The following is a 24,530-nucleotide window of genomic DNA, read 5'->3' as shown; positions in this document are numbered from 1 at the left end:
AGCCAAGGGCCAGTCAAATCAACGCGCCCTAGTGCGCTTCGCGGCGATAAATCCACAGCTGCGTCGGCGGGATGTTGCGGAAGATGAAGTCGAAATGCTTGACCGTGTAGTCGCCGCGGCCGGGCGGGATCGGCGACAGCGGCCCGTAGGTCAGCTGCACGATCGGCCGTCCCACCGGGATGCGGTCGAGCAGGCTTTCGATATAGGCGATGCGCTGTGCCACAGGGAAATTGAGCAGCGGCACGCCGGAGACGACGGAATCGAAGACCATCCCGCTCTTCTCGCCAAGCGTGGCGTTGAGATTGAAGGCATCGCCCTCGATGACGTTGACGCCGGGATAGAGCTGGCGGAGATGCCGCACGAAATCGGTGTTGTATTCGACCGCGTAGAGGTTTTCAGGCCGAACGCCCTGGGCGAGGATGGCGCGGGTGATGACGCCTGTGCCGGGGCCGACCTCGAGCACCGGCAGGCCGGACTTCGGATTGACGATGGAGGCCATCTTGCGCGCGGTGATGGAACTTGTCGGCACGATCGAGCCGACGGCCTTCGGCTTGTCGATCCAGCCTTTGAAGAATTTGAGCTCGTCGTCGAACTTTTCCGCCAGCGCCTTCCTCAATCCCGGACCACGTGCCATGCAAGTTCTCCTCAACCGCCCCCCTGCACGCTACTTAGCAGCTAACAGGTCCAAGGCAAGGCGCGATCTGGCATAAGATGTTGATGACGTTCGGGAAGCGCCTGGGCGCGTTCACCTGCGCCGGCTGCATACGAGACAATCAATGCTCGCCGAATGACTCGAAAAAGTCCTTCATGCGGGCGAAAAAGCCGCTCGACTGGGGCGAATTGTCTTTTGACGACAGCTGCTCGAACTCTTCCAACAACTCCCTCTGGCGCCGCGTCAGGTTCTGCGGTGTTTCGACCGCGGTCTGGATGTAGAGGTCGCCGACATTGGGCTGGCGCAGCACGGGCATGCCCTTGCCCTTGAGGCGGAACTGGCGGCCGTTCTGCGTGCCTTCGGTCACTTTCACCTTGGTCTGGCTGCCGTCCAGCGTCGTCACCTCGAAGGAGCCGCCAAGGGCAGCCGTCGTCATCGAGATCGGCACCTTGCAGTAGAGGTCGGCGCCGTCGCGCTGGAAGAATTCGTGCGGTTTGACCGCCAGGAAAATATAGAGGTCGCCCGACGGGCCGCCGCGCAAGCCGGCCTCGCCCTCATTGGCAAGCCGGATGCGGGTTCCGTCCTCGATGCCGGCCGGGATGTTGACCGACAGCGAGCGTTCTTCGGTGACGCGGCCCTGGCCGGCGCATTTCGGGCACGGGTCCTTGATCGTCTGGCCGCGGCCCTGGCATTGCGGGCAGGTGCGCTCGATCGAGAAGAAGCCCTGTGTCGCCCGCACCTTGCCATGGCCGTGGCACATCGAGCAGGTCACCGGCTGGGTGCCGGGCTTGGCGCCGCTGCCTGAGCATTCCGTGCATGAGATCGAGGCCGGCACGCGGATCTGCGCGGTTTTTCCGGCAAACGCCTCTTCCAGCGTGATTTCCATATTGTAGCGCAGGTCGGCGCCGCGCTCGCGGCCGCCGGAAGAGCGGCGCTGGCGCCCGCCCATCATGTCGCCGAAAATGTCTTCGAAGATATCGGCGAAGCCGCCGGCGCCAAAGCCTTGCGCGCCGCCATTCATGCCGCCCTGCTCGAAGGCGGCATGACCGAAACGATCGTAGGCCGCGCGCTTCTGCGGGTCCTTCAGCGTCTCGTAGGCTTCGTTGATTTCCTTGAACTTGTGCTCGCAGGAGTGATCGCCGGGGTTGCGGTCGGGATGGAACTGCATGGCGAGCTTGCGGAAAGCGCTCTTGAGCTCCTTGTCGTCGGCGCCCTTTTGCACGCCCAGCGTTTCGTAGAAATCAGCTTTCATTTTTTCCCGCAGTCCGGATGCTCAACGTCTTGATGCATGTTGCGTCGTTTGCCGGCACGTCGTCTCGATTTAGGAGCGGTGCTGCCCGGATGCTAGGGCTGGCTCGGACTTGTTTGTGTTTTTCGGCGACTTTTTCGGCAGTACCCGCACTTTTTCAGCGAGGGTTGCAAAAAAGCCCGGCTTTGCGCCGGGCTTTCTGCATTATCTTGCCGTCAACCGGTTCAGGCCGACTTCTTCTTGTCGTCGTCTTCGTCGATTTCTTCGAAATCGGCGTCGACCACGTCGCTATCCTTGGCGGCGTCCGCCTTGGCGTCGGCTTCCGCCGCTTCCTTCTGCGAGGCCTCGTACATCGCCTGGCCGAGCTTCATCGAAGCTTCTGCAAGGGTCTGCGACTTGACCTCGATATCGGCAGCGTCGTCGCCCTCGGCCGCAGTCTTCAGCGCCGCGATCGCATCCGATATCGCCGTGCGCTCGGTTTCCGAGACCTTGTCGCCATATTCCTTCAGCGACTTCTCGGACGAATGCACCAGCGCCTCGGCCTGGTTGCGGGCCTCGACCAGCGCACGCCGCTGCTTGTCGGTCTCGGCATTGGCTTCGGCGTCCTTGACCATCTTTTCGATGTCGGCGTCCGAAAGACCACCCGAGGCCTGGATGCGGATCTGGTGCTCCTTGCCGGTGCCCTTGTCCTTGGCCGACACGTTAACGATGCCGTTGGCGTCGATGTCGAAAGTGACCTCGATCTGCGGCACGCCGCGCGGCGCCGGCGGGATGCCGACCAGGTCGAACTGGCCGAGCGCCTTGTTGTCGGCCGCCATTTCACGCTCGCCCTGGAAGACCCTGATGGTCACGGCCGACTGCGAATCCTCAGCGGTCGAGAACACCTGGCTCTTCTTGGTCGGGATGGTCGTGTTGCGTTCGATCAGGCGGGTGAACACGCCACCCAGCGTCTCGATGCCGAGCGACAGCGGCGTCACGTCGAGCAGCAGCACGTCCTTGACGTCGCCCTGCAGCACGCCGGCCTGGATGGCGGCGCCGAGTGCGACGACCTCATCCGGGTTGACACCCTTGTGCGGCTCCTTGCCGAAGAACTGCTTCACGATCTCCTGGATCTTGGGCATGCGGGTCATGCCGCCGACCAGAACCACTTCGTCGATCTCGCCGGCCTTCAGCCCGGCATCCTTGAGCGCCGCCTTGCAGGGCTCGATCGTGCGCTGGACGAGGTCGTCGACCAGCTGCTCGAACTTGGCGCGAGTCAGCTTCAGCGTCAGGTGCTTCGGGCCGGTCGCGTCGGCGGTGATGAAGGGCAGGTTGATTTCGGTCTGCGTCGTCGACGACAGCTCGATCTTGGCCTTTTCCGCAGCCTCCTTGAGGCGCTGCAGGGCCAGCTTGTCGTTCTTCAGGTCGATGCCCTGTTCCTTCTTGAACTCGGCCGCCAGATACTCGACCAAGCGCATGTCGAAGTCTTCGCCGCCGAGGAAGGTGTCGCCATTGGTCGACTTCACCTCGAACACGCCGTCGCCGATCTCGAGCACCGAAATGTCGAACGTGCCGCCGCCAAGGTCATAGACGGCAATGGTCTTGCCATCCTTCTTGTCGAGGCCGTAGGCGAGCGCGGCTGCCGTCGGCTCGTTGATGATGCGCAGCACTTCGAGGCCGGCGATCTTGCCGGCGTCCTTGGTGGCCTGGCGCTGGGCGTCGTTGAAATAGGCCGGAACGGTGATGACCGCCTTCTCGACCTTCTCGCCGAGATAGGCTTCCGCCGTTTCCTTCATCTTCTGCAGGATCATGGCCGAGATCTGCGAGGGCGACTGCTTCTTGCCGCCGGCCTCGACCCAGGCATCGCCATTGTCGCCCTTGACGATCTTGTAGGGGACAAGCTTCTTGTCCTTCTCCGTCACCGGGTCGTCATAGCGGCGGCCGATCAGGCGCTTGACCGCGAAGATGGTGTTTTCAGGATTGGTGACCGCCTGGCGCTTGGCCGGCTGGCCGACGAGACGTTCGCCGTCGCCGCTGATGGCGACGATGGAAGGCGTCGTGCGCGCGCCTTCCGCATTCTCGATCACCTTGGGTTCCTTGCCATCCATGATGGCGATACAGGAGTTGGTGGTGCCGAGATCGATACCGATTACTTTTGCCATTTTTCTAGTCTCTCCGCTAAGCAGGCTCTCAGGACCCGTAAGGCGTTCCGACGAAAGCCCCTGTTCACAAGAAATCCCGTTTGGCGACCGGTGTTCCGCCGCCGCAGGGCTGGCGCGTATATAAGAACAGGCGGCATCGGGCGCAAGCATTCTGCGCATGGCGTCCACTATGCGTCTTCTGGCGCCAAATCGCCCCTCCGTCGGGGCGGAAGCGGTCAAGTGGACAGCATTGTGGACGAAAAGGCCGCTTCTCATCGTTTTTGCCGCAGCTATAGTGCCATAACGTTTGGGGAATTGATGATGCGTTGGATTTTTGGGCGATTGCTCGCCCTTTTTGCCGTTGCCAGCCTCTCATGGGTCACTTGCCCGCCGGCCCAGGCGGTCGAATTCCAGACAATCACCATCAAGGTCGGCTATGGCGCGGGCGGCGGCTATGACCAGACTTCGAGGCTGATTGCCCGTCATCTCGGCCGGTTCCTGCCCGGACAGCCCAACATCATCGTGCAGAATGTGCCGGGTGGCGGCAGCCTCAAGCTCACCAAGATGCTTGTCGGCAGCGAACCGGCCGACGGAAGCGTCATCGCCTCGATCAGCGAAGCGATGTTCTACGCCCCGATCCTCGATCCCGAAAACGCAACCTTCGACCCGCTCGCCTTGCAGTGGATCGGTTCGCTGGTCGACGATCCGGCCTATTGCCTGACCACCAAGCGCTCCGGCATCGACACGATGGAAAAGTTCCTGCAGTCGGATTTCCTGATCGGATCGACGGGCAAGAACAGCACGACCTACATTTTCGCCGCCCTTGCCAAAAACGGCATGAAGGCCAGCTACAAGATCGTCACCGGCTTTGAGGGGACCGCCGATATCGAGCTGGCCATGCAGCGCGGCGAAATCGCCGGCATGTGCGGGGTCTCGAGCTCGCTGCTCAGGAGCGATCGCGCTGCGATCAACATCATCGGCATGTTCGGACAGGGCGGCAGCGTGCCGCGCCTCACCGAAAGCATCGTCGATCCGACGGCACGCCAGGCCGCCGACCTGATCGAATCGGCTTTGCACATCCACCATCCGCTGGTTGCCCCGCCGGGAACGCCGAAAGAGACCGTCGACGCGCTCCGCAAGGCCTATGCGGAGATGGCCGCGGACCCGGATTTTCTCGCCGACGCCACCAAGCTTGGCGACCTGGCCATCAAGCCGACGTCCGGCGAGGCGATCAGCGAGCTGGTCGCCCGACAGTTGAAAGCCACACCTGCGGTCTTCGCGGCCGCCCGGGAACTCGTGAAATAGGCCTCCAGTGGATTTGATCCTTACCGCCATCGCCGAGATGGCGCAGCCATTTCGCATGCTCATGCTGGTCACCGGCGTGTTCGCCGGCCTCGTCGTCGGCGTCGTGCCGGGCATTGGCGGCCTGTTCGCGATGGCCCTGCTGATCCCGATGACCTACAATATGGACCCCTACGCCGCCTTCGCGCTGCTGCTCGGCATGGGTTCGGTCACCACCACATCGGACACCATTCCGGCGATCCTGTTTGGCGTTCCGGGCTCGGTCGGTGCCGCGGCGACCGTGCTTGACGGCCATGCCATGGCCAAGAAGGGCGAAGCGGCGCGTGCTTTCGGCGCCTCCTATTCGGCCTCGATGATCGGCGGCGTGTTCGGCGCGCTGGTGCTGGCGGCGGCAATTCCGGTCATGCGGCCGCTGGTGCTCTACCTCAAGACGCCGGATTTCTTCGCCATCTGCGCCTTCGGCCTCTCCATCGTCGCTATCCTCGCCGGCAGCCAGCCCTTGAAGGGTCTGGCGGCGGCGATGCTCGGCATGCTCGCCTCTTTCATAGGCATCGACAGCATTGCCGGCATCGAGCGCTGGAGTTTTGGCCAGATTTACCTCTGGGATGGCTTGCCGATCTCGCTGGTCTTCCTCGGCCTCTTCGGCCTGCCCGAACTCGCCTCGCTGCTGTTGCGCGGCTCCATCCAGGGCAACGCCGAGCGGCCGACCTATGCCGGCATGTGGCAAGGCATCAGGGACACGCTGCGCGAATGGCCGCTGGTGCTGCGCTGCAGCGCCATCGGCTCGCTGCTCGGCGCCGTGCCCGGCATCGGCATCGCCGTGCTGGACTGGATCGCCTATGGCCATGCCTCGCGCCGGCCGGGTCCGGGGCCGAAATTCGGCCAGGGCAATGTGCGCGGCGTCATCGCGCCGGAAAGCGCCAACAACGCCAAGGAGGGCGGCTCGCTCATCCCCACCATCGCCTTCGGCGTGCCGGGCTCGGCTTCGATGAGCATCCTGCTCGGCGCCTTTGTCATCCACGGCCTTGTCCCCGGCCCCGACATGCTCGGCAAGAACGCGGCGATCACCGTTTCGATGGTGCTGTCGATCGCCGTCGCCAACATCGTCGGCGCCGTCACCTGCCTGCTGTTGACCAGGCAGCTGGCCCGTATCGCGCAAGTGTCGGCGGCGATCCTGGTGCCGCTGGTGGTCACCTTTATCGTCGTCGGTGCCTACCAGACCAATATGAGCGCCTTCGATTTCCTGCTGGTGATGCTGGTCGGCGCGGTCGGCATGGGAATGAAGGAACTCAACTGGCCGCGCTCGGCCTTTTCGCTCGGCTTCGTGCTCGGCCCCAGCCTCGAAAACTATTTCTTCCTCGCCTACCAGATTTCCGGCTGGGCCTGGCTGAAACAGCCACTGGTGCTGATCCTGCTTGGACTGGCCATTGCCGGCGTGGTCAGGCAGACCGTGTCCTGGATCAAGGCCCGCGGCAATGCGGGCGCCCTGCCACCGGCGCTGCCCGATATCGCCGCCGGCGGTGCCTTGACGCTGCTCGGTTTGGCGGCTCTGGTCACCGCTCTGCTCGACTTTCCCTTCGAAGCCGCCATCTTCCCGGCCATCACCGCCGGCCTTCTGGCACTGTTTTCCTTGCTGACCACCGTCCAGACCGTGCTGCGCTGGCGAAAGCCAGCCCCTGCCGACGGAGCCGATATGACGCCGGCCGGCGAATGGCAGCCTTCCGATGGGCCGGCGATAAACGGCAATCTCACCGTGCTTGGCCTTTGCCTGGCGCTCGCCTTCCTGGTCCTGCTGGCCGGTCACCTCACCGCCAGCTTCGTCTTTGTCGCCGGCGGCATCTGGATGCTCGGATCGCGGTCGCCGAAGATGGCGCTGGCTGTCGCCGCGGGCACGACGCTTTGCATCTATGCGGTGTTCGATCTCCTGGCGTCGCAGCCCTGGCCGACGCCGTGGCTGGCCGGTCTAGTCAAGGCTTTCTGAGGAACAGCCGCCGCTCATACAGGTGGCGAAGCTGCGAGCCTTATTTCGCGGCAGCGCTTCCCATCGCTTTCACCGCCGCTATGATATTGGCGGGATCGCTTGGGGTACGACATGAACTGTCCGACGGTTGCGCGGCTGCCGCGCGTTTTTCTGGTTGGCTTGGTCTTGATGCTCGCTGCCTTGACGGCAGCGCACGCCGTAGAGTTCAAGACGATCACCATCAAGGTCGGCTATGGCGCGGGCGGCAACTACGACCTGTCGTCGCGTCTCATCGCCAGGCATCTTGGCCGCTTCCTGCCTGGCCATCCTGATATCGTCGTCCAGAACGTCCCCGGCGGCGGCAGTCTCAAGCTGACCAAGATGATGCTGGGCAGTGAGCCCGCCGACGGCAGCGTCATCGCCTCGGTCAGCGAAGCCATGCCGTTCGCGCCGACATTCGATCCGGCCAACGCCAATTTCGATCCGCTCACCATGCAATGGATCGGGGCGCTGTCGTCCGAACCTTGCCTGTGCGTCACCAGCAAGGCGTCCGGCATCGACACGGTGGAAAAATTCCTGGCCCAGGAGTTCCTGCTCGGCGCATCCGGCAAGAACAGCCTGAGCTACATCGCCGCGGCACTGGTGAAGAACGGCCTCAACGCCAAATTCGGCATCGTGACCGGCTTTGAGGGATCGGCCGATATCCTCGTCGCCAGCCAGCGCGGCGAGGTCGCCGGCCTCTGCGCGCTGCCCTACTACGGCATCGCCGACAAGCTCGACCAGTTCACCATCCTCGGCACGATCGGTCCAGGCACCGTCGCGGCCGCGCCGACGCTTCCGCGTTTCTCCGACCAGATAAAGGATCCGCTGACGCGCCAGGCGGCCCAGTTCATCGAATTCTCGCGCGGCTTCTATTTGCCGTTGATGGCGCCGCCCGGCATTCCGCACGACACGCTCGACGCGCTGCGCAAAGCCTATGTCGACATGAGCAAGGATCCGGATTTCCTGGCTGATGCCGTCAAAATGGGTGGCATCACCGTCGACATCACGCCGGGCGAGGAGATAGCGGCGCAGGTGGCGCAGGAGCTCAAGGCGGATCCGGCGGTCTTCGAGGCTGCCAGAAATCTCCTGAAGTAAGCTTTTGACGTAAAGCCTACGGTTTGGCGGCAGCCGGCGACAGCGTTTCGACAAGGCTGCGGCGCAGCAGCTTGCCATTGTCGCTGTAGGGCAGAGAGCTCACCAGCCTGACCTCGCGCGGCCGCCGGTCGGGCGAGATGTTGGCGCGCAGAAAGGCCTCGAACTCGGCCACGCTGCCTTGGTCGGCGACGATGAACGCAGCGATCTCCTGGCCCATCATCGCATCGGGGAAGCCGGCGACCGCGACATCCCTGACCTTGGGATGGGCGCGGATGAGCTTCTCCAGTTCCTGCGGCGCGACATTGACACCGCCGCGCACGATCATGTCGGCCTCGCGGTCGACAATGGTCAGGAAGCCGTCGTCGTCGAGGAAGCCGATGTCGCCGGGAATGCCCCAGCCGGCGCCCATCACTTTGGGGTCGACGAACGGCTTGTTGCCGGCCGACACCACCGCCGAAACCATGGTCGACGTCCAGGCCTTGATCAGGCCGCTCTCGCCCTTGCCAAGCACGCGCCCATCCGCATCGAGAATTTCGACACGCACATCGGCAAACGGACGCCCGGCGGTGCTAGGCTTGGCCAGCACGTCGGCACCCGACAGCGTGGTGATGCCTCCCGTCAGGCTCGACGCATAGTTGATGCGATAGCCCGGCGAAAGATTGCGGTAGGCCGCCAGCTTGTCCTCGACGGTCGCCGGGCCGCCGATGCTGAAAAGCACCGCCAGGTCCGGCAGCAGCCGGGTCGAGCGCTCGCCCACTTCGCGCACCAGCCGCGTAATCACCGGCGGCGGCAATGCTGATCCGCTGGCCTGGAACGACAGCAGACCCTCGATCAGCTCCGAGGGCGTGAACAGCGGCGGAAAGAAGTTGATCGTCCCGCCATAGCGCAGATAGCTGAACACCTGATGGCGCGTCGCCGAATAGGACATCATCATCGGCGTCAGCAGGCGCATCACCGTCCCATTCAACCCACGCCGGTGCGACGTCACGCGTCCGGCAAGCGCCTCATGCGACTGCAGATAGCCTTTTGGATCGCCGGTGGTGCCGGACGAGAACATCAGGAACGACGGATTGCTGTCGCCGCCGACCTCGCCGGCATAGGGCGCCGGCGCGGTGTGCTTCCAGTCGTCCTGGAAAAGCACGCCCGGATAGACATCGTCCCCGGGTGGGCTGCGGCTTTCGAGGATCAGCGTCAGCACGAAGTCGCGCGCAAACTGCGCTCGTTGGCTGCGCGGCGCACGAAAGTCGGCAATCGAAACCGTGGCGCCGAGCTTCCAGCAGGCGAGGATCGACAGCACCACGTCGATGTTGCCGATCATGGCCAGGCCGACGCGATCGCCGGAGCGAATGCCGAGCGCGCTGAAATTGCCAGCGAGGTGGTCGATCTGGGTCAGGGCTTGCGCATAGGTGATCTGGTCGCGGCCGCTGACCATTGCCACGCGGTCGCCATGGCCGGCGAAGGCAGCCAGTACGTCGCGGCCAAAACCCATCTAGCGGACCGGCATTCCGGCCGGCGCGCGCCTGGCGTCGAGGAAAGCGATGATGGCGGCGTCGATCGCGTCCATGTTCGCGGCGCGGAACTTGTCATGCGTTCCCGGCATGACGATCGTTTCGACCCGCGTGTTCTCGCTCGCCCAGCTCTTATACTGCTCGACCGTGGTGGCGCTCCATTCCGAGCTGGCGACGACCAGTATGTCGCAAGGGTAGGAAGACGGTGAAAAACCCGCGGCAGCGCGCACCAGCATGCTCTTGAAGGCTTTCTGCCTGGTATGGCGCCCGAGCCTGGATTGCCCAAGCCCGATCGCCGCAAGACCACCGCGCAGCGCCCGCCAGTAGGCGACCTTGCGGGTGATCTGGCGCCGCCTTTGCGCGGTCATGCGGTTGTCGGCCATCGGCTTCAGCCAGGCCGAACCCAGCGGTGGCGGATCGATCAGAAGCAAAGCTGGCCGCTCGCCGGTTGCCTCGAAGGTCAGCCGCCCGACTTCGATCGCCAGCAGCCCGCCGAGGCAGATGCCGCCGACAACGCGCGGGTGCTGGCCGGTGGCCGAGCTTAGGCCGTCGAAATAGTTGGCGCTGATTTCCTCGACGCTTTCATACAGCGTCTCGCCGGGCTCGAGGCCCATGCCGCGCACGGCAATGATGGAATAGCGCTGCTTCAGCGCCTTGCCGAAACGGTTGGCGAACAGCGCCGAACCGGAAATGCCATGGATCATGGCGATCGGCTCCTGGCCGTGGCTGCCGGAAACCTGCACCGCCAGCCGCCGCGCCGGGTGCTCGGGCAATTGCAATGCGATCAGTCTGCCGAATTCGCGCGGTGTCGGCGCTTCCAGCAGCACCGAGGTCTGCAGTTTCACGCCGAACCGGCTCTGCACCGCCAGGACGAGGGTTTCTGCGGCCAGCGAATCGCCGCCCAGATCGAAGAAATTGTCGTCGAGGCCGACCGAGGCCAGCTGCAATTCTTGCGCAAAGATGCCGGCAATCGCCTGTGCAGGCCCGCTGCCCAGTGCGGTTTGGCCTGGCCGGATGGTGTTATGCATGTTCATCGGCAAGCCCTTGAACCGATGGAATTGCCGTTGTCGGCAACAAAGCATCCCCTGAATGCCTGTCCGCTTTTAACCCACAGCCTATGCGTTGAACAAGTAGCCTGGCCCTACGCAGTACCGGCAGGCGCCGGTCCGAAGGCCTTCGCGCATAGCGCCTGCAGCTTGGGAAAGACATTGATACCGCCGGCAATCACCTGCGTGCCGTGGGCAAGCACCGTCCTGGGGTCCGGCTTCAGCACCGTGCCGCCGGCCTCTTCCACCAGCAGCATGCCGGCCAGGCAATCCCAGGCGTTCATGTGTTCCTCGACATAGCCGAGCAGCCGGCCGGAGGCCGCATAGGCCAGCATCAGCGCGCCCGATGCATTGCGGAAGAAGACGCCGCCTTCTGCCATGATCAGGCCGACGAGCACCGCGACATGCCTGGTCTCGGCACGGTTCGACAGCCCGGTCCCGACAGATCCTTCGCCGAGACCGGCACCGATGCTGGCCTTGATCGGCCTGCCATTGACGAAGGCGCCTCCGCCGCGACGGCCGTGAAAAGTCTCGCCGGTCGAGGGCTCGTGGATGACGCCGACGACCGCCTCGCCATCTTTGGCGCAGGCGATGACCACGCACCAGGCGGGAATACCGCGCACGAAATTCGCCGTACCGTCGATCGGATCGATCACCCAGACATGGCCCGTCGATCCGGCAACCGCTTCATGTTCCTCGCCGACAATGCCATCCTGCGGATAGGCGGCGGCGATTGCCGCGCGAATGAACAGTTCCACCTCGCGGTCGCCATCGGAAACCAGGTCCTGATGGCCCTTGCACTCGATGGTCAGGTTTTCGAGATCGCGAAAATATTTCAGCCCGAGTTCGCCGGCGCGGCGCGCCAGGTCGATGGCGAAATGCATGCGCTGGTTGAGATCATGGGTCACGGCACGGCTCTCGGCTGAGGAAGGCGTCTGCCTTTAGCAGACGCCTATGTCAGGCAAAAGCCTGACGAACTCCTCAGGCGGCTTGCGACAGCGATTTATGCGCCTCGGCCAGGATCTCGAACGAGCGCACGCGTGCTGCATGGTCGAAAATCTGCGCCGTCACCATCAGCTCGTCGGCGCCGGTGCGGCGCACGAAGGCGTCGATCCCTTGCCGGACGGTTTCGGGCGAACCGACGACGGCGCAGGACAGCGCCTGGCCAAGCATCGTCTTCGCCATAGGCTCCAACGTCTGGTCATAGCCCTCGACCGGCGGCGGCAAGCGGCCCGGCCGCCCGGTGCGCAGATTGACGAAGGCCTGCTGCAGCGAGGTGAACAGCAGTTTTGCCTCGGCGTCGGTCGGTGCGGCAAAGACGTTGAGACCGAGCATGACGTAGGGTTTGTCCAGCTGTTCGGACGGCTGGAAGCGCGAGCGGTAGATCTCCAGCGCATGGTCGAGCTCGGCCGGCGCGAAATGCGAAGCGAAGGCATAGGGCAGGCCAAGCATGGCGGCGAGCTGCGCGCCGTACAGGCTTGAGCCGAGAATCCAGACCGGCACTTTCTGGCCTTCGCCGGGCACAGCATGGATGCGCTGGCCCTCTTCGGCCGGCTGGAAATAACCCATAAGCTCGACGACATCCTGGGGGAAATTGTCTGACGCTTCGAGGTTGCGGCGCAGCGCACGCGCCGTGCCCATGTCGGTGCCGGGCGCCCGGCCAAGGCCGAGATCGATGCGGCCGGGGTGCAGTGCCGCCAGCGTGCCGAACTGCTCGGCGATCACCAGCGGTGCATGGTTGGGCAGCATGATGCCGCCGGCGCCGACGCGGATCGTCTTGGTGCCGCCGGCGACATGGGCGATGACGACGGCGGTCGCCGCACTGGCGATGCCGGGCATGTTGTGGTGCTCGGCCAGCCAGTAGCGCTTGTAGCCCAGCCGCTCGGCATGGCGGGCAAGGTCGAGCGAATTGGCCAGCGATTGCGAGGCGTTGCTGCCTTCGACGATCGGCGACAGGTCAAGTACGGAAAGAGCGGTCATGGGCCTCAAGCCTTTACGATGTTCAGCTGCCGGACCTTGGTTTCGAAGGCGGCACGGTCGGGGATGATGATGTCGAGCTGGCTTTCCAGAATGTCGGCGAATTCCGCCGCTGTCGCGATCTCGCGCTGCTCGCTGCGGCCGCCGACATGATAGGTCGAAAGCCTGGCGTTGCGCAGCGCATAGCGCCGGTCTGGCAAGGCGCGCGCCGCAACGACGGACGACAGGAAATGCGAGGTCGGATGGGTCGAGACGAAGTAATTGGCGACCGCATAATCGACTTCATAGGCCGGCTGCATGTCGAAGCGATAGAGTGTCGGCCAGTCGCCGCCGACATTGGCCTGCACCCGGAAATGATCTGAAGTCTCGATGATGCGGAACGTTTCGTGCGGGGTCTGTTGCTCGAGACCTGGCTCGAGCAACAAGGGTGCTGTCATCGTGAGGCCACCGAAGCCGACATCGGCTATGTAGGTTCGGCCGTCGAGTTCGATCCGCAACAGCATGTGGCTGCGCGCGGTGATGGCGTCCTCCGGCTGACCCCTCAGAACCCGCGCCGCGAGGCCGCTGACCTCAAATCCCAGCGTCTTCAGCGCATGCATGAGGATCAGATTGTGTTCGAAGCAGTAGCCGCCGCGGCGGCGAGTAAAGATCTTGTCTTGCAGCGAAGCGAGATCGAGCTTCACCGCAATGCCCAGCAAGGGATCCATGTTTTCGAAGGGGATCGCCTGCGGATGCTGCCGGTGCAATGCCTTCAACGTATCCAGCGACGCGTCCCGCGAGCCGGCATAACCGATGCGGGCGAAATAGGCGTCGAGATCGAAGGAAGCATCGTTCATGGGAAGGCACCGGGCATTGACCGGCCGGATATAGGCATCCGATGCGGGGGCCGCAAATAGGCCCGCCGGTTATGCCGCGGCCTTGTCGCCTTCCTCGGCAGCTTCGTCTTCCACCACGATTGCCGTCTGCTGCGCGGCGAGGAAGTTGCCGACATGGCTGAGGCCCTCGAAGTGATCGCAGAACACCTTGACGACGACCAACAGCGGCACCGCCATCAGCGCGCCGACGAAACCCCACAGCCAGGACCAGAAGGCGATGGCGATGAAGATCGCCACGGCGTTGATCTCGAGGCGCCGGCCGACCACCATCGGCGTCACGAACTGGCCCTCGACGATGTCGCACAAAAGCACGAAGGCCGGCGCCAGCAGCGCGTAGGAGATCGAATCGAAGCTGATCAGCGCTATGATGCTGACCAACACGATGGTCATCAGCGCGCCGACATAGGGCAGGAAATTGAGCAGCGCCGCCATCGCTCCCCAGACCAGTGGGTTGGGCATGCCAAGCCCCCACAGGCCGAGGCCGATCACCGTGCCGAGGCCGGCATTGATGACGGCGACGGTGAGCAGATAGTGCGAGATTTCGCGCTCGACGTCGTAGACGACACGCAGCGCCCGCTTCTTTTCGCTGAGCCTGGTGAAGGACTGGATGATCTTTTCGTAAAACATCGTGCCGGATGCCAGCAGGAACAGCGACAAAACGAAGATGATGGTGATCGAGGTGCCGGCCGAAAGGATGTTGTCCGCGGCCGACGACAGCATGCCGGACTGCGCCACCGTAACCTTCTGGACGTCGGGTTCCTGCGAGGTTTCGGTCAGCCCTTCCAGCTGATGCGCGATCTGCATCATCCTTTCGAAGGGACGGCGGAACTGCGCCATCCGCTCGCTCAACTGCTGGCCGATCGAGGAGGTGTTGTTGATGAGGTCGATGACCGGACCGCTGAGCAGATAGCCGGCAGTGGCAAAGATACAGACAGACAGCACCACCAGCAGCGTTGCCGACACCACCTCGGGCACGCCGCGCTTGCGCAGGAAGCGCACGATCGGCGTCAGGGTCAGCGTAAGCAGGAAGGCGAGGATGACCGGCATGAAGAAGGCGCGGGCGAAATAGAGCGCGTAGATGGCCATCAGGATAAAAATGCCGATAAGCAGCGAACGCATCAGATGCGTGTCCGCACGGGCAGCCAGGCGCGGATCGGGGCTTTCGGCAGCGCCTGCGCCCGAAGCTGTTTGTTCGGCTTTCATCATGCTCCCCTCACGGGCAGCAAAGCAATTGGGGCTGCCCGTCGACGGAAACGTCCAGTCGGCTTCAAGGTTCCAGCTAGCCCGCAGGCCGCCAAATGCGTGCCTGCGAGGTTTCAGGCGGCGGGGGCCGTCACCGCCGGTACGGCCTTCGCCGTTTCCTTGCGCACGATCGGTGCCACCTTGGTGCCGTAGAGTTCGATCGCCTTCATGATCTTGGCGTGCGGCATGGTGCCGATCGCCATCTGCAGCAGGAAGCGGTCGTTGTTGAAGATCTTGTGCTGGGCGACGATCTTTTCCGCCACAGCTTCAGGATTGCCGACGAACAGCGCGCCGTTCGGACCGCGCGACTGGTCGAAATGCGCCCGCGAGGTCGGCCCCCAGCCGCGCTCGCGGCCGATGCGGTTCATCACTTCGGCTTGCGGTCCGTAGAAATCGTCAGCGGCCTGTTCGGTGGTCTCGGCGATGAAGCCGTGCACATTGATGCTGGTGGCAAGCCCCGTGGGGTCGGTGCCGGCCCGCTTGGCAGCCTCGCGATAAATGTCGAACAGCGGCGCGAAGCGCGCCGGCTCGCCGCCGATGATGGCCAGCGCCAGCGGCAGGCCGAGCACGCCGGCGCGCGCAGCCGACTGCGGCGTTCCGCCAATGGCGATCCAGATCGGCAGCTTCTCCTGAAAGGGGCGGGGGTAGACGCCGCGGTCGTTGATCGCCGCGCGCAGATTGCCGGACCATGTGACTTTCACGCTGTCGCGAATGGCCAGCAGCAGGTCGAGCTTTTCGGCGAACAGCTCGTCATAGTCTTCGAGATTGTAGCCGAACAGCGGGAAGGACTCGATGAACGAGCCGCGCCCGGCCATGATCTCGGCGCGGCCGCTCGACAACAGATCGAGCGTTGCGAACTGCTGGAAGACGCGCACCGGATCGTCCGAGGACAAAACGGTGACCGCGCTGGTCAGCTTGATGCGCTTGGTGCGTTCGGCGGCGGCGGCCAGCGCGACCACCGGTGCGGATGCGGCATAGTCGGGGCGGTGATGTTCGCCGAGACCAAAGACATCGAGGCCGACCTGGTCGGCCAGCTCTATCTCTTCGATCAGGTTGCGCAGCCGCTCGTGCGGGCCGACAGCACCTGGGCCAGGCTCCGGGCTGACATCGGCAAAAGTATAGAGACCGAGTTCCATGATCTGTCATCCAATGGTTGGGTTTTGCGGCTAGAGGTAGCGACCGAACCGCCTCGCCGCCAGAGGGGCGGATGGTGAACAGTGCATGTCGGTTTCGGCCAGCTTCTGTCGGCTTTGGTCGGCAAAAGCGCGTCTCCCGGCTGCAACAGCATAGAATTTCATGGCTGGCATACCGTTTTGGCGCTTGAACTCTCGGTTTTCGCGCGTATGTAAGCGTCGCGAATTGACTTCAGGGAAGTGGACTTGGCTATCTACAGGGAAAAAGACATTTTCGAGCGGCGCAATGCCGCGAACGAGGCAAAGAAGGCGCTTCTGGAGCGCTTCAAGTCAAAGCCGGCGGCAGATGATCCTGCAGTGCTGGCCAGACAGGCCGAACGCAAGGCGATCCTTGAGGCGCGTGAGAAGCGCGAGGCCGAAAAGGCCAGGCTGAAGCAGGAAAAGCTGGCACGCGAAGCGGTCGAGAAGGCCGAGCGCGAGGCAGCAGCCGAAGCGGCGCGTATTGCGGCCGAAGAGGCAGCGCAGGCTGAAGCGAAGATCAAGGAAGCCGAAGAGAACGAGCGCATTGCCCGTTTGCTGGCCGACGAAGCCGAACGCAAGGCCAAGCGCGACGCACGCTATGCGGCGCGCAAGCAGCGCACCGGCCGGACGCCTCCGGGCTTCTCCGCCCGCTAACGCTTCGATCGAACGGTCGGACATCAGGGTCGCCTTCCAGCGGCCCTGAACGTATTTGTGCGCCGATTTGCTTGCTTTGCTTAGGCGGCGAGCTTCAGCCCCATAATGCCGCAGACGATGAGCGCGATGCAGCCGAGCCGGATCGCGGTCGCCGGCTCGCCCAGCAGCCAGATTCCGAGCAGTGCGGTACCAACCGTGCCGATGCCGGTCCACACAGCGTAGGCGGTGCCGACCGGCAGCGTCTTCAGCGCCAGACCGAGCAGGCCGAGGCTGACGATCATCGAGGCGACGGTGAGCACCGTCGGCAGTGGCTTTGAGAAGCCATCGGTGTATTTGAGGCCGATCGCCCAGCCGATCTCGAACAGGCCGGCGAAAAACAGAAAAATCCACGACATCGGGATGCACTCCATTCCATGAGGATGGCGGGTCGTCCCGGCCGGTTTTTCGGGGAAGGCGCGAGGTCGTCCTCGCCGCCTCGATATAAGCGGCTTCGCTTGCCCGATCAACAAAACACCGGCAGCATTGTCCATGCCGCCGGTGTCTGGATCTGCGCCGAAACGGATTGCCGGATATCAACGGCCCCGGGGCAGGCTTACTTGTCCTTGAGCCTTATAGCCTTGACGGGCGGCGCCTTGAGCGCCGGAGCCGCGGCAGGCTTCTTAGCGTCCTTCTTCGGCTTGCGGGCTTCCTTGCCCGCCTTCATCGCACCTTTAGCCATGATTCGGTCCTCCAATTGCTGGGACGCCAAGTGAAACAAGAGAAACGCCGGACTGCAAGGGGGCTGGCGCCTGTCGCCGGCGCCAGCAGGCCGCTTTCAACCGCTTTCTAATTTGCTCGTAAACCATGCCGGTCCGTGCCATGGTTGCCTTCGCACTGCAGCATCAGGCCGCGCTTCCTGCCGGGCGATGATCAGGCAGGCCGGTCAGGACACAGATGCGAATCCACATCGGCTGCGAGATGAGCTTCGACTTTCCGCAGGAAACGCCGCTGATCGCGATGCTCAACGTCCACTACTCCAGGGCATCCGATCTCGAGCGGCCGGATTTCCTGACCTCCAATCCGGCCGTGCCGATCCAGAGCTACCGCGACAGTTTCGGCAATTGGTGCAACCGGTTCAATGCCCCGCCCGGCCGCTTCACCTTCGGCACCGATTCCGTGATCCGCGACCCCGGCACCTTCGAGATGGGCGACCTGATGGCCTGGCAGCACGAAGTGCGTGACCTGCCTTCGGACACGCTGCTGTTCCTCTTGCCCAGCCGCTTTTGCGAGAGCGATCTCCTGGCCAGCGAAGCCTGGCGGCTGTTCGGCAACACACCGCTCGGCATTGCCCGCGTCCAGGCAGTCTGCGACTTCGTCCACAACCACATCGTCTTCAGCTACGGCAACGCGCGGCCGACGCGCACGGCGGCCGAAGCCTATCGCGAGCAAAGCGGCGTCTGCCGCGACTTTGCCCACCTCGCCGTCACCTTCTGCCGTGCACTCAACATCCCAACGCGCTACTGCACCGGCTACATCAGCGACATCGGCCTGCCCAAACCCTGGGCGAGCATGGATTTTGCCGCCTGGATGGAGGTCTATCTCGGCGGCCGCTGGCATGTCTTCGATCCGCGCAACAATTCCCCGCGCATCGGCCGCATTCTGATCGCCTCCGGCCGCGATGCCGCCGACGTGCCGTTGACCCATATTTTCGGACCGGGCACGCTGGCCGGCTTCAAGGTATGGACCGACGAGATCATCGAATAAGGGCGTCTTTTCCGCCAGCTTGCCTTCAAAAACCTGAACGACCGGGCGTCTGGCGCGTTGTGATGCCCGTGGAGCTTCGGTCGCAGGGCCGTTACATTGGGTGCCTTGGAGGGACAGCATGGCAGCGCATGGCGGGTCGAAGACGGTCATCTACGCGGCGCTCGCCGGCAATCTCGCCATTGCGCTGACCAAATTCGTCGCCGCCTTCTTCACCGGCAGTTCGGCCATGCTGTCGGAAGGCGTGCACTCGCTGGTCGACACCGGCAATGGCGGCCTGCTGCTCTACGGCATGCACCGCGCCGCCCGCCCGCCGGACCGCACGCATCCGCTGGGCCATGGCCGCGAGCTGTATTTCTGGAGTTTCATCGTCGCGCTGCTGGTCTTCGCGCTCGGCGCCGGCGTGTCGTTCTATGAAGGCGTCGTCCACATCATGGCGCCCGAGCCGGTCGCCAATCCCAAGATCAACTACATCGTTCTCGGCCTCTCGATGCTGTTCGAGGGCAGCTCCTGGTATGTGGCGCTGAAGGAGTTCCGCCGTGAGAAGGGCAAGCAAGGCTGGCTGCAAGCCGTGCAATCGAGCAAGGATCCGAGCGTCTACACCGTGCTGTTCGAGGACAGCGCCGCCCTTCTCGGCCTCGTCGTCGCCTTCGCCGGCATACTGGCGGCCGAGGTCCTCGACATGCCCGAGCTCGATGGCGCCGCCTCCATCGGTATCGCCATCATCCTCGGCGCCACCGCCATTTTCCTCGCCCGCGAAAGCAAAGGCCTGCTCATCGGCGAGCCGGCCTCGCCGGAGGTCCAAACCAAGGTGCTGGCCATTGCCCAGCAGGACCCAGCGGTGCAGCGGGCCAACGGCGTCCTCACCGTACACATGGGACCAGAAGAGATCGTCGCCGGCCTCAGCATCGAGTTCGAGGACCATCTGACGGCGCCCGAGATCGAAGCCTGCGTCGAACGCCTGGAGACGCTCTTCAAGATAGAAATGCCGGAGATCACCAGGCTGTTCGTCAAACCGCAGACGACGGGAACCTGGGAACGGCGGCGCAAGGCGGTCGAAGCGGCGTCGGATTAGAGCAATTCCAGGAAAAGTGTGAGCGGTTTTCCCGGGAAAAGCGCGTAGCGCTTTCCCTTGGGAATTGCGTCAAAACAAATGGATAGAGCGGTTTGCCGTTTCCGTGAAACGGTGAAACGCTCTAGCGCTGGACCAGAAGTCCGCCGTTGGCCCGGTCACCTTGTCCCGCTAAGATCAGGCGACGGATTTCGGAGGAGCAACCATGAAAATCGACGGCGGGTGCCATTGCGGCGCCATCACTTATGAAGCAGAGGTCGACCCGGAAAAGACCTCGATCTGTCATTGCACCGACTGCCAGCAACTGACCGGCACGGCCTTTCGGGTCACCGTTCCCGCGCCTGAGGATCACTACCGGATCACCAAGGGCATGCCGAAGGTCTATATCAAGACAGGATCGAGCGGCGCCAAGCGCGCCCAGGCCTTTTGCGGCGACTGCGGTTCGCATCTTTACGCGACGTCGGTTGGCGACGGCCCGAAGGTCTATGGGATCAGGGCGGGGACCGCGCGGCAACGCGAGGATCTGGTTCCGACCCAGCAGAAATGGCACCGCTCGGCCCTCCACTGGCTTCCGGAATTCGAGGGCGTAAGCATCGTGGAGGCGCAGTAGCTCCTGCCTGCCGGTTTAACGGGCCCAAACCCGACGATGATGTGCTAGGCTCACCATCAAACGAATGGCGGGGATAGCAATGTCGGAAACGGACAAGGTGTTTGCCGGCTCGATTCCGGAAAACTACGACCGCTACATGGTGCCGTTGATTTTCGAGCCGTTCGCCGCGGATATGGCACGACGGGCAGCGTCCTTGTCGCCCGGCGCCGTCCTGGAAGTCGCCGCAGGCACCGGGGTCGTCACCCGCGCATTGGCGCCAAAACTGTCGCCTGGCGCAAGCTATGTCGTGACCGATCTCAACCAGCCGATGATCGACTTTGCGGCTTCGCAGCAAGCTCCCGACAGCCGCATCCAGTGGCGCCAGGCGGATGCCCTGGCGCTGCCGTTTGAGGACGCGACCTTCGATCTCGTTTGCTGTCAGTTCGGCGCGATGTTCTTTCCCGACCGCGCCGCCGGCTATCGTGAAGCAAGGCGGGTCCTGAAACCCGGAGGCCATTTCCTGTTCAACGTATGGGATCGCATCGAAGAGAATGTATTCGCCAACGATGTGACGAACGCTCTTGCGGAGATTTTTCCGGACGATCCGCCGCGCTTTCTAGCCCGCACGCCGCACGGCTACCATGACACGGCCATCATCCGCCGCGAACTGGAAGATGCAGGTTTCTCCCGTGTGGCGATCGAGACGAGAGCCGAACAAAGCCGTGCCTCCTCGCCGCGCCTTCCGGCCGTTGCCTATTGCCAGGGAACTCCGCTTCGCAACGAAATCGAGGCCAGAGGAAAACTGGAAACCGCTACCGATCATGTCGCAGCCGCGATGACGGCGAGACACGGCAGCGGCGAGGTTGCCGCTAAGATTCAGGCACACGTAATCGTGGCTACGGTCTAATCGTCGCCTTCGACGACACGCAGCCTGAGCTGCCCCGTCTTGGAATCTGCCATCCGCACGCCGGGTTCGGCCTTGGCGGGTCCGCCGCGCGCTTCGGCTTCGCTTTCGCCGAACTCCAGCGCCTCGATCTTCTGGCCGCGCCGGGTCACTTTCGATGTCGACACCAGTATCTCGTCGATGTCCTTGGCCGACTGGCCGAAGTGCGTCTGCAGCCGGCGCACGCGTTCGTCGACGCGCGCGACATCCTCCATCAGCCGGATGACCTCGCCCTGGATAAGATGCGCCTGTTCGCGCATGCGGGCGTCCTTGAGGATGGCCTGGATGACCTGGATCGACAGCATCAGCAGCGACGGCGAGACGATGATGACGCGAGCCCTGTGCGCCTTCTGGATGAGAGCGTCGAAATTTTCGTGGATTTCGGCAAACACCGATTCCGACGGCACGAACATGAAGGCGGTGTCCTGCGTCTCGCCCTGGATCAAATATTTCTCCGAGATATCGCGGACATGGATTTCGATGTCGCGGCGGAAGGCCTGGGCCGCGACCTTCTGCAGGTCGGCGCCGTCGGCGGCGCGGATGGCGTTCCAGGCTTCCAGCGGAAACTTGGCGTCGATGGCAAGCTGCGGCGCGCCGTTCGGCATCCTGATCAGGCAGTCCGGGCGGCTGCCATTCGACAGCGTCGCCTGGAACTCATAGGCGCCCATCGGCAGGCCGTCGGCGACGATCGCCTCCATGCGCGACTGACCGAAGGCGCCGCGCGTCTGCTTGTTGGACAGGATCGCCTGCAATTGCACAACCTGGCCGGCAAGCGACTGGATGTTGCCTTGCGCGGTGTCGATGACCGCCAGCCGCTCCTGCAATTTGGCCAGGCTTTCATGCGTCGATTTGGTCTGCTCGGTCATGGTCTGGCCGAGGCGACCGGTCATGGCGTCGAGCCGCTGGCCGATCGACTGGTTGAGTTCGGCCTGCCTTGCACCGAACACATCGGCAATGGCCCCCATGCGGCCCTGCATCTCCGCCTGGCTTTGCAAAATGCCGGCCATCCGCGCCTCGGCGTCGCGGGCGTGCTCGGCGGCTTCTGCCGCCGCGATGGTGCGCGCCCTGGCCGACCGCCACAGGGCGACCACCAGCACCAGCAACAGCCCGAGAAACACGATCGCGCCGAAGGCCAGCGCATGGCCGAGCGTGATCGTGGTGGCGCCGAGCCGGGCGACTGGCTCGGAAAGGATGGAATTCAGGTCGTTCATCCCGCCAGCATAGCCGATTCGCCGGCCTGGCACAGATCAAAACGTGAACGGGCGCAAACCGCCCCGGTTGACGCTTTTCGCATGACGTCTTAGGTGAGACGCCATGTCGATCAAGCCGCTCATCATCCTTCCCGATCCCATCCTGCGCCAGGTTTCCAAACCGCTCGAACGCGTCGACGCGTCCGTGCGCAAACTGGCCGACAGTATGCTGGCGACCATGTATGACGCGCCGGGCATTGGGCTCGCCGCGATCCAGATCGGCGAGCCTGTGCGCATGCTGGTCATCGACCTCGCCAAGGAAGACGAGACGCCGGCGCCGCAAGTCTTCATCAATCCCGAAGTGCTCGAAAGCGCGGACGCGCGGTCGGTTTACGAGGAAGGCTGCCTGTCGATCCCCGACTATTACGCCGAGGTCGAGCGCCCGGCTTCGGTGCGGGTGAAATATCTCGACCGTGACGGCAAGCTGCAGGAGATCGAGGCCGAAGGCCTGATGGCGACCTGCCTGCAGCACGAGATCGACCACCTCAATGGCGTGTTGTTCATCGACCACATCTCGAAGCTTAAACGCGACATGGTGGTCAAGAAGTTCAAGAAGCTCGCCAAGGACAAGGCGCCGGGCAAGCTGGTGGGATAGGAAGATGCCGCTTCGCGTCATCTTCATGGGCACGCCGGAATTTTCGGTGCCGGTGCTGCGCGCGATCGCCGAGGCCGGACACGAAATAGCAGCCGTCTACACCCAGCCGCCACGCGCCGCAGGCCGCCGTGGGCTGGAACTGACGCCGTCGCCGGTGCAGCGCGAGGCCGAGCGGCTTGATGTCGCGGTAAGCTCGCCGACGTCGCTGAAGAGCGAGGCCGAACAGGCCGCTTTCCGCGCCTTGCAGGCCGATGTCGCCGTCGTTGTCGCTTATGGCCTGCTGCTGCCGAAGGCTATTCTGGAGGCTCCGCGGCTCGGCTGTATCAACGGCCATGCCTCGCTTTTGCCGCGATGGCGTGGTGCTGCTCCCATCCAGCGCGCCATCATGGCCGGCGATACTGAGACCGGCATGATGGTGATGCATATGGAAGAGGGGCTGGACACCGGCCCGGTGGCACTGGTTGAAAAATGCGCCATCGGACCCGATATGACGGCCGGCGATCTGCACGACCGCTTGATGAAGATTGGCGCTACCCTGATGGTGGAAGCGCTGTCCCGATTGGAGACAAATACGCTGGCATCGGCCTTGCAGGCGACGGACGGGGTGACCTACGCCAGCAAAATCGATAAATCGGAGACGCGTGTGGACTGGACGCGGCCGGCTGGCGAGGTCCACAATCACATTCGCGGCCTGTCGCCATTCCCTGGCGCCTGGTGCGAGGCCGACATTGGCGGCCGCACAGAACGGCTGAAACTGCTTCGCTCGACGCTTTCTGAAGGCACGCTTTCTGAAGGCATGGGCGAGTCGGGAGGAATTCTCGATGACCGGCTGACGGTCGCCTGCGGAACAGGCGCAGTCAGGCTGGTCGAAGTTCAACGGGCGGGCGGAAGGCCCGCCGCCGCGCAGGAGTTTCTGCGCGGGGCCAAGATCGAAAAAGGAATGAAATTCTCATGAGCATGATGTCGATACGAGCGGCAACGCCGCGGGACCGCGAGGCTATTCGCCTCGTCGAGGAACACGCATTCGGCCAGCAGGCGGAGGCCGGTCTGGTCGACGCGCTGGTCACCGGCGGCGACGCCGTTGTCGAGCTGGTGGCGGAAGAAGACGGCCAGGTGGTCGGCCACATTCTGTTCTCCAGGCTGTATGTGCAGAATGGCGGCAAGAGCTTCCCGGCAGTGGCGCTGGCGCCCTTGGCGGTCGAGCCGTCTTTCCATGGTTCGGGCATTGGCGGTGCGCTGATCCGCGAGGCGCATATCCGCCTCAAGGACGCCGGCGAAGTGCTCGCCGTTGTCTTGGGCGATCCGGCCTATTACGGCCGCTTCGGTTACAACCATGCGCGCGCCGAAAACTTCGAGAGCGAATACCAGGGCGAGGCGCTGCAGGCGCTGGCCTGGGGTGACGCCCCTGAAAAAGGCAAACTGGTCTACGCCCAGGCCTTTACCGCACTCGCCGCCTAAACGGCGA

Annotated in this window: 24 protein-coding genes; 11 read left to right on the top strand and 13 right to left on the bottom strand. The window is 63.7% G+C overall.

The features are described 5' to 3' along the window. Positions 1-28: 28 nt before the first annotated feature. The 3 genes from pmtA to dnaK form a co-directional block, all read right to left on the bottom strand. Positions 29-634, bottom strand: a complete 606-nt coding sequence (pmtA, locus tag AC1DYC_RS30320) for a phospholipid N-methyltransferase PmtA (protein ID WP_477411349.1) — start codon at positions 632-634, stop codon at positions 29-31. Between the two features lie 139 nt (positions 635-773). Continuing rightward, positions 774-1,904: a molecular chaperone DnaJ gene (gene dnaJ, locus AC1DYC_RS30315; protein WP_477305035.1), complete on the bottom strand. Its 1,131-nt coding sequence runs from the start codon at positions 1,902-1,904 to the stop codon at positions 774-776. A gap of 221 nt (positions 1,905-2,125) precedes the next feature. After that, complete coding sequence (dnaK, locus tag AC1DYC_RS30310; protein ID WP_477411348.1) at positions 2,126-4,042, bottom strand: molecular chaperone DnaK; 1,917 nt, start codon at positions 4,040-4,042, stop codon at positions 2,126-2,128. 297 nt (positions 4,043-4,339) lie between these two features. On the opposite strand from dnaK, the gene AC1DYC_RS30305 reads away from it, so the two are divergent. From AC1DYC_RS30305 to AC1DYC_RS30295, 3 genes are all read left to right on the top strand, one after another. Beyond that, a complete protein-coding gene (locus tag AC1DYC_RS30305; protein WP_477411347.1) occupies positions 4,340-5,326 on the top strand; it encodes a Bug family tripartite tricarboxylate transporter substrate binding protein in 987 nt (328 codons plus the stop codon). 7 nt (positions 5,327-5,333) lie between these two features. After that, positions 5,334-7,304 (top strand): tripartite tricarboxylate transporter permease, encoded by a 1,971-nt coding sequence (locus tag AC1DYC_RS30300; protein WP_477411346.1) that lies wholly within the window; start codon positions 5,334-5,336, stop codon positions 7,302-7,304. Positions 7,305-7,472: 168 nt separating this feature from the next. Then, positions 7,473-8,420: a Bug family tripartite tricarboxylate transporter substrate binding protein gene (locus AC1DYC_RS30295; RefSeq protein ID WP_477411345.1), complete on the top strand. Its 948-nt coding sequence runs from the start codon at positions 7,473-7,475 to the stop codon at positions 8,418-8,420. Between the two features lie 16 nt (positions 8,421-8,436). Here the strand turns inward: AC1DYC_RS30295 and AC1DYC_RS30290 are convergent, their stop codons facing one another. From AC1DYC_RS30290 to AC1DYC_RS30260, 7 genes are all read right to left on the bottom strand, one after another. Next, entirely contained in the window at positions 8,437-9,909 is a 1,473-nt protein-coding gene (locus tag AC1DYC_RS30290) for a class I adenylate-forming enzyme family protein (protein WP_477411344.1), read from the bottom strand. After that, a complete protein-coding gene (locus AC1DYC_RS30285; protein ID WP_477411343.1) occupies positions 9,910-10,962 on the bottom strand; it encodes a thioesterase domain-containing protein in 1,053 nt (350 codons plus the stop codon). A 107-nt stretch (positions 10,963-11,069) separates the two neighbouring features. Then, complete coding sequence (locus tag AC1DYC_RS30280; protein WP_477411342.1) at positions 11,070-11,882, bottom strand: inositol monophosphatase family protein; 813 nt, start codon at positions 11,880-11,882, stop codon at positions 11,070-11,072. A gap of 73 nt (positions 11,883-11,955) precedes the next feature. Further along, entirely contained in the window at positions 11,956-12,954 is a 999-nt protein-coding gene (locus AC1DYC_RS30275; RefSeq protein ID WP_477411341.1) for an LLM class flavin-dependent oxidoreductase, read from the bottom strand. A gap of 5 nt (positions 12,955-12,959) precedes the next feature. Next, the gene (locus AC1DYC_RS30270; RefSeq protein WP_477411340.1) at positions 12,960-13,787 is read right to left on the bottom strand and encodes an arylamine N-acetyltransferase family protein; all 828 of its coding nucleotides are present in this window, start codon (positions 13,785-13,787) and stop codon (positions 12,960-12,962) included. A 69-nt stretch (positions 13,788-13,856) separates the two neighbouring features. Next, positions 13,857-15,029 carry an AI-2E family transporter gene (locus tag AC1DYC_RS30265; RefSeq protein WP_477411393.1) on the bottom strand — a complete coding sequence of 391 codons (1,173 nt, stop codon included), beginning with the start codon at positions 15,027-15,029 and terminating at the stop codon, positions 13,857-13,859. Between the two features lie 113 nt (positions 15,030-15,142). Continuing rightward, entirely contained in the window at positions 15,143-16,204 is a 1,062-nt protein-coding gene (locus tag AC1DYC_RS30260; protein WP_477411339.1) for an LLM class flavin-dependent oxidoreductase, read from the bottom strand. A 243-nt stretch (positions 16,205-16,447) separates the two neighbouring features. On the opposite strand from AC1DYC_RS30260, the gene AC1DYC_RS30255 reads away from it, so the two are divergent. After that, the gene (locus AC1DYC_RS30255) at positions 16,448-16,876 is read left to right on the top strand and encodes a DUF6481 family protein (protein ID WP_112559037.1); all 429 of its coding nucleotides are present in this window, start codon (positions 16,448-16,450) and stop codon (positions 16,874-16,876) included. An 80-nt stretch (positions 16,877-16,956) separates the two neighbouring features. Here the strand turns inward: AC1DYC_RS30255 and sugE are convergent, their stop codons facing one another. Next, the gene (gene sugE / locus AC1DYC_RS30250; protein ID WP_181059856.1) at positions 16,957-17,271 is read right to left on the bottom strand and encodes a quaternary ammonium compound efflux SMR transporter SugE; all 315 of its coding nucleotides are present in this window, start codon (positions 17,269-17,271) and stop codon (positions 16,957-16,959) included. Positions 17,272-17,468: 197 nt separating this feature from the next. Continuing rightward, positions 17,469-17,594, bottom strand: a complete 126-nt coding sequence (locus AC1DYC_RS30245; RefSeq protein WP_112559036.1) for a hypothetical protein — start codon at positions 17,592-17,594, stop codon at positions 17,469-17,471. A gap of 215 nt (positions 17,595-17,809) precedes the next feature. Between AC1DYC_RS30245 and AC1DYC_RS30240 the strand changes: the two genes are divergently transcribed. The 4 genes from AC1DYC_RS30240 to AC1DYC_RS30225 all read left to right on the top strand — a co-directional run bounded on the left by AC1DYC_RS30240 (position 17,810) and on the right by AC1DYC_RS30225 (position 21,184). Beyond that, on the top strand, positions 17,810-18,619 hold the full coding sequence (locus AC1DYC_RS30240; RefSeq protein WP_477411338.1) for a transglutaminase-like domain-containing protein: 810 nt from the start codon (positions 17,810-17,812) through the stop codon (positions 18,617-18,619). A 118-nt stretch (positions 18,620-18,737) separates the two neighbouring features. After that, on the top strand, positions 18,738-19,691 hold the full coding sequence (locus tag AC1DYC_RS30235; protein ID WP_477411337.1) for a cation diffusion facilitator family transporter: 954 nt from the start codon (positions 18,738-18,740) through the stop codon (positions 19,689-19,691). Positions 19,692-19,893: 202 nt separating this feature from the next. Further along, a complete protein-coding gene (locus tag AC1DYC_RS30230) occupies positions 19,894-20,298 on the top strand; it encodes a GFA family protein (RefSeq protein WP_477411336.1) in 405 nt (134 codons plus the stop codon). Between the two features lie 79 nt (positions 20,299-20,377). Further along, a complete protein-coding gene (locus tag AC1DYC_RS30225) occupies positions 20,378-21,184 on the top strand; it encodes a class I SAM-dependent methyltransferase (protein ID WP_477411335.1) in 807 nt (268 codons plus the stop codon). Here the strand turns inward: AC1DYC_RS30225 and AC1DYC_RS30220 are convergent. Next, positions 21,181-22,431, bottom strand: a complete 1,251-nt coding sequence (locus AC1DYC_RS30220; protein ID WP_477411334.1) for a DNA recombination protein RmuC — start codon at positions 22,429-22,431, stop codon at positions 21,181-21,183. The two genes, AC1DYC_RS30225 and AC1DYC_RS30220, sit on opposite strands and share 4 nt — an antisense overlap. Before the next feature lie 103 nt (positions 22,432-22,534). Between AC1DYC_RS30220 and def the strand changes: the two genes are divergently transcribed. Genes def through AC1DYC_RS30205 form a run of 3 tightly spaced genes read left to right on the top strand, consistent with a single transcriptional unit; the run spans position 22,535 to position 24,523 of the window. Beyond that, complete coding sequence (def, locus tag AC1DYC_RS30215) at positions 22,535-23,065, top strand: peptide deformylase (RefSeq protein ID WP_477411333.1); 531 nt, start codon at positions 22,535-22,537, stop codon at positions 23,063-23,065. A 4-nt stretch (positions 23,066-23,069) separates the two neighbouring features. Continuing rightward, positions 23,070-24,020 carry a methionyl-tRNA formyltransferase gene (gene fmt, locus AC1DYC_RS30210; protein ID WP_477411332.1) on the top strand — a complete coding sequence of 317 codons (951 nt, stop codon included), beginning with the start codon at positions 23,070-23,072 and terminating at the stop codon, positions 24,018-24,020. Further along, the gene (locus tag AC1DYC_RS30205; RefSeq protein ID WP_192257010.1) at positions 24,017-24,523 is read left to right on the top strand and encodes a GNAT family N-acetyltransferase; all 507 of its coding nucleotides are present in this window, start codon (positions 24,017-24,019) and stop codon (positions 24,521-24,523) included. The genes fmt and AC1DYC_RS30205 overlap by 4 nt, the downstream gene beginning before the upstream one ends. Positions 24,524-24,530: the final 7 nt, after the last annotated feature.

It is taken from the genome of Mesorhizobium sp. P2_E7 (genome assembly GCF_056403855.1).
The sequence above is the reverse complement of the archived record's forward strand: the minus strand, read 5'-3'. Positions and strand labels throughout refer to the sequence as shown.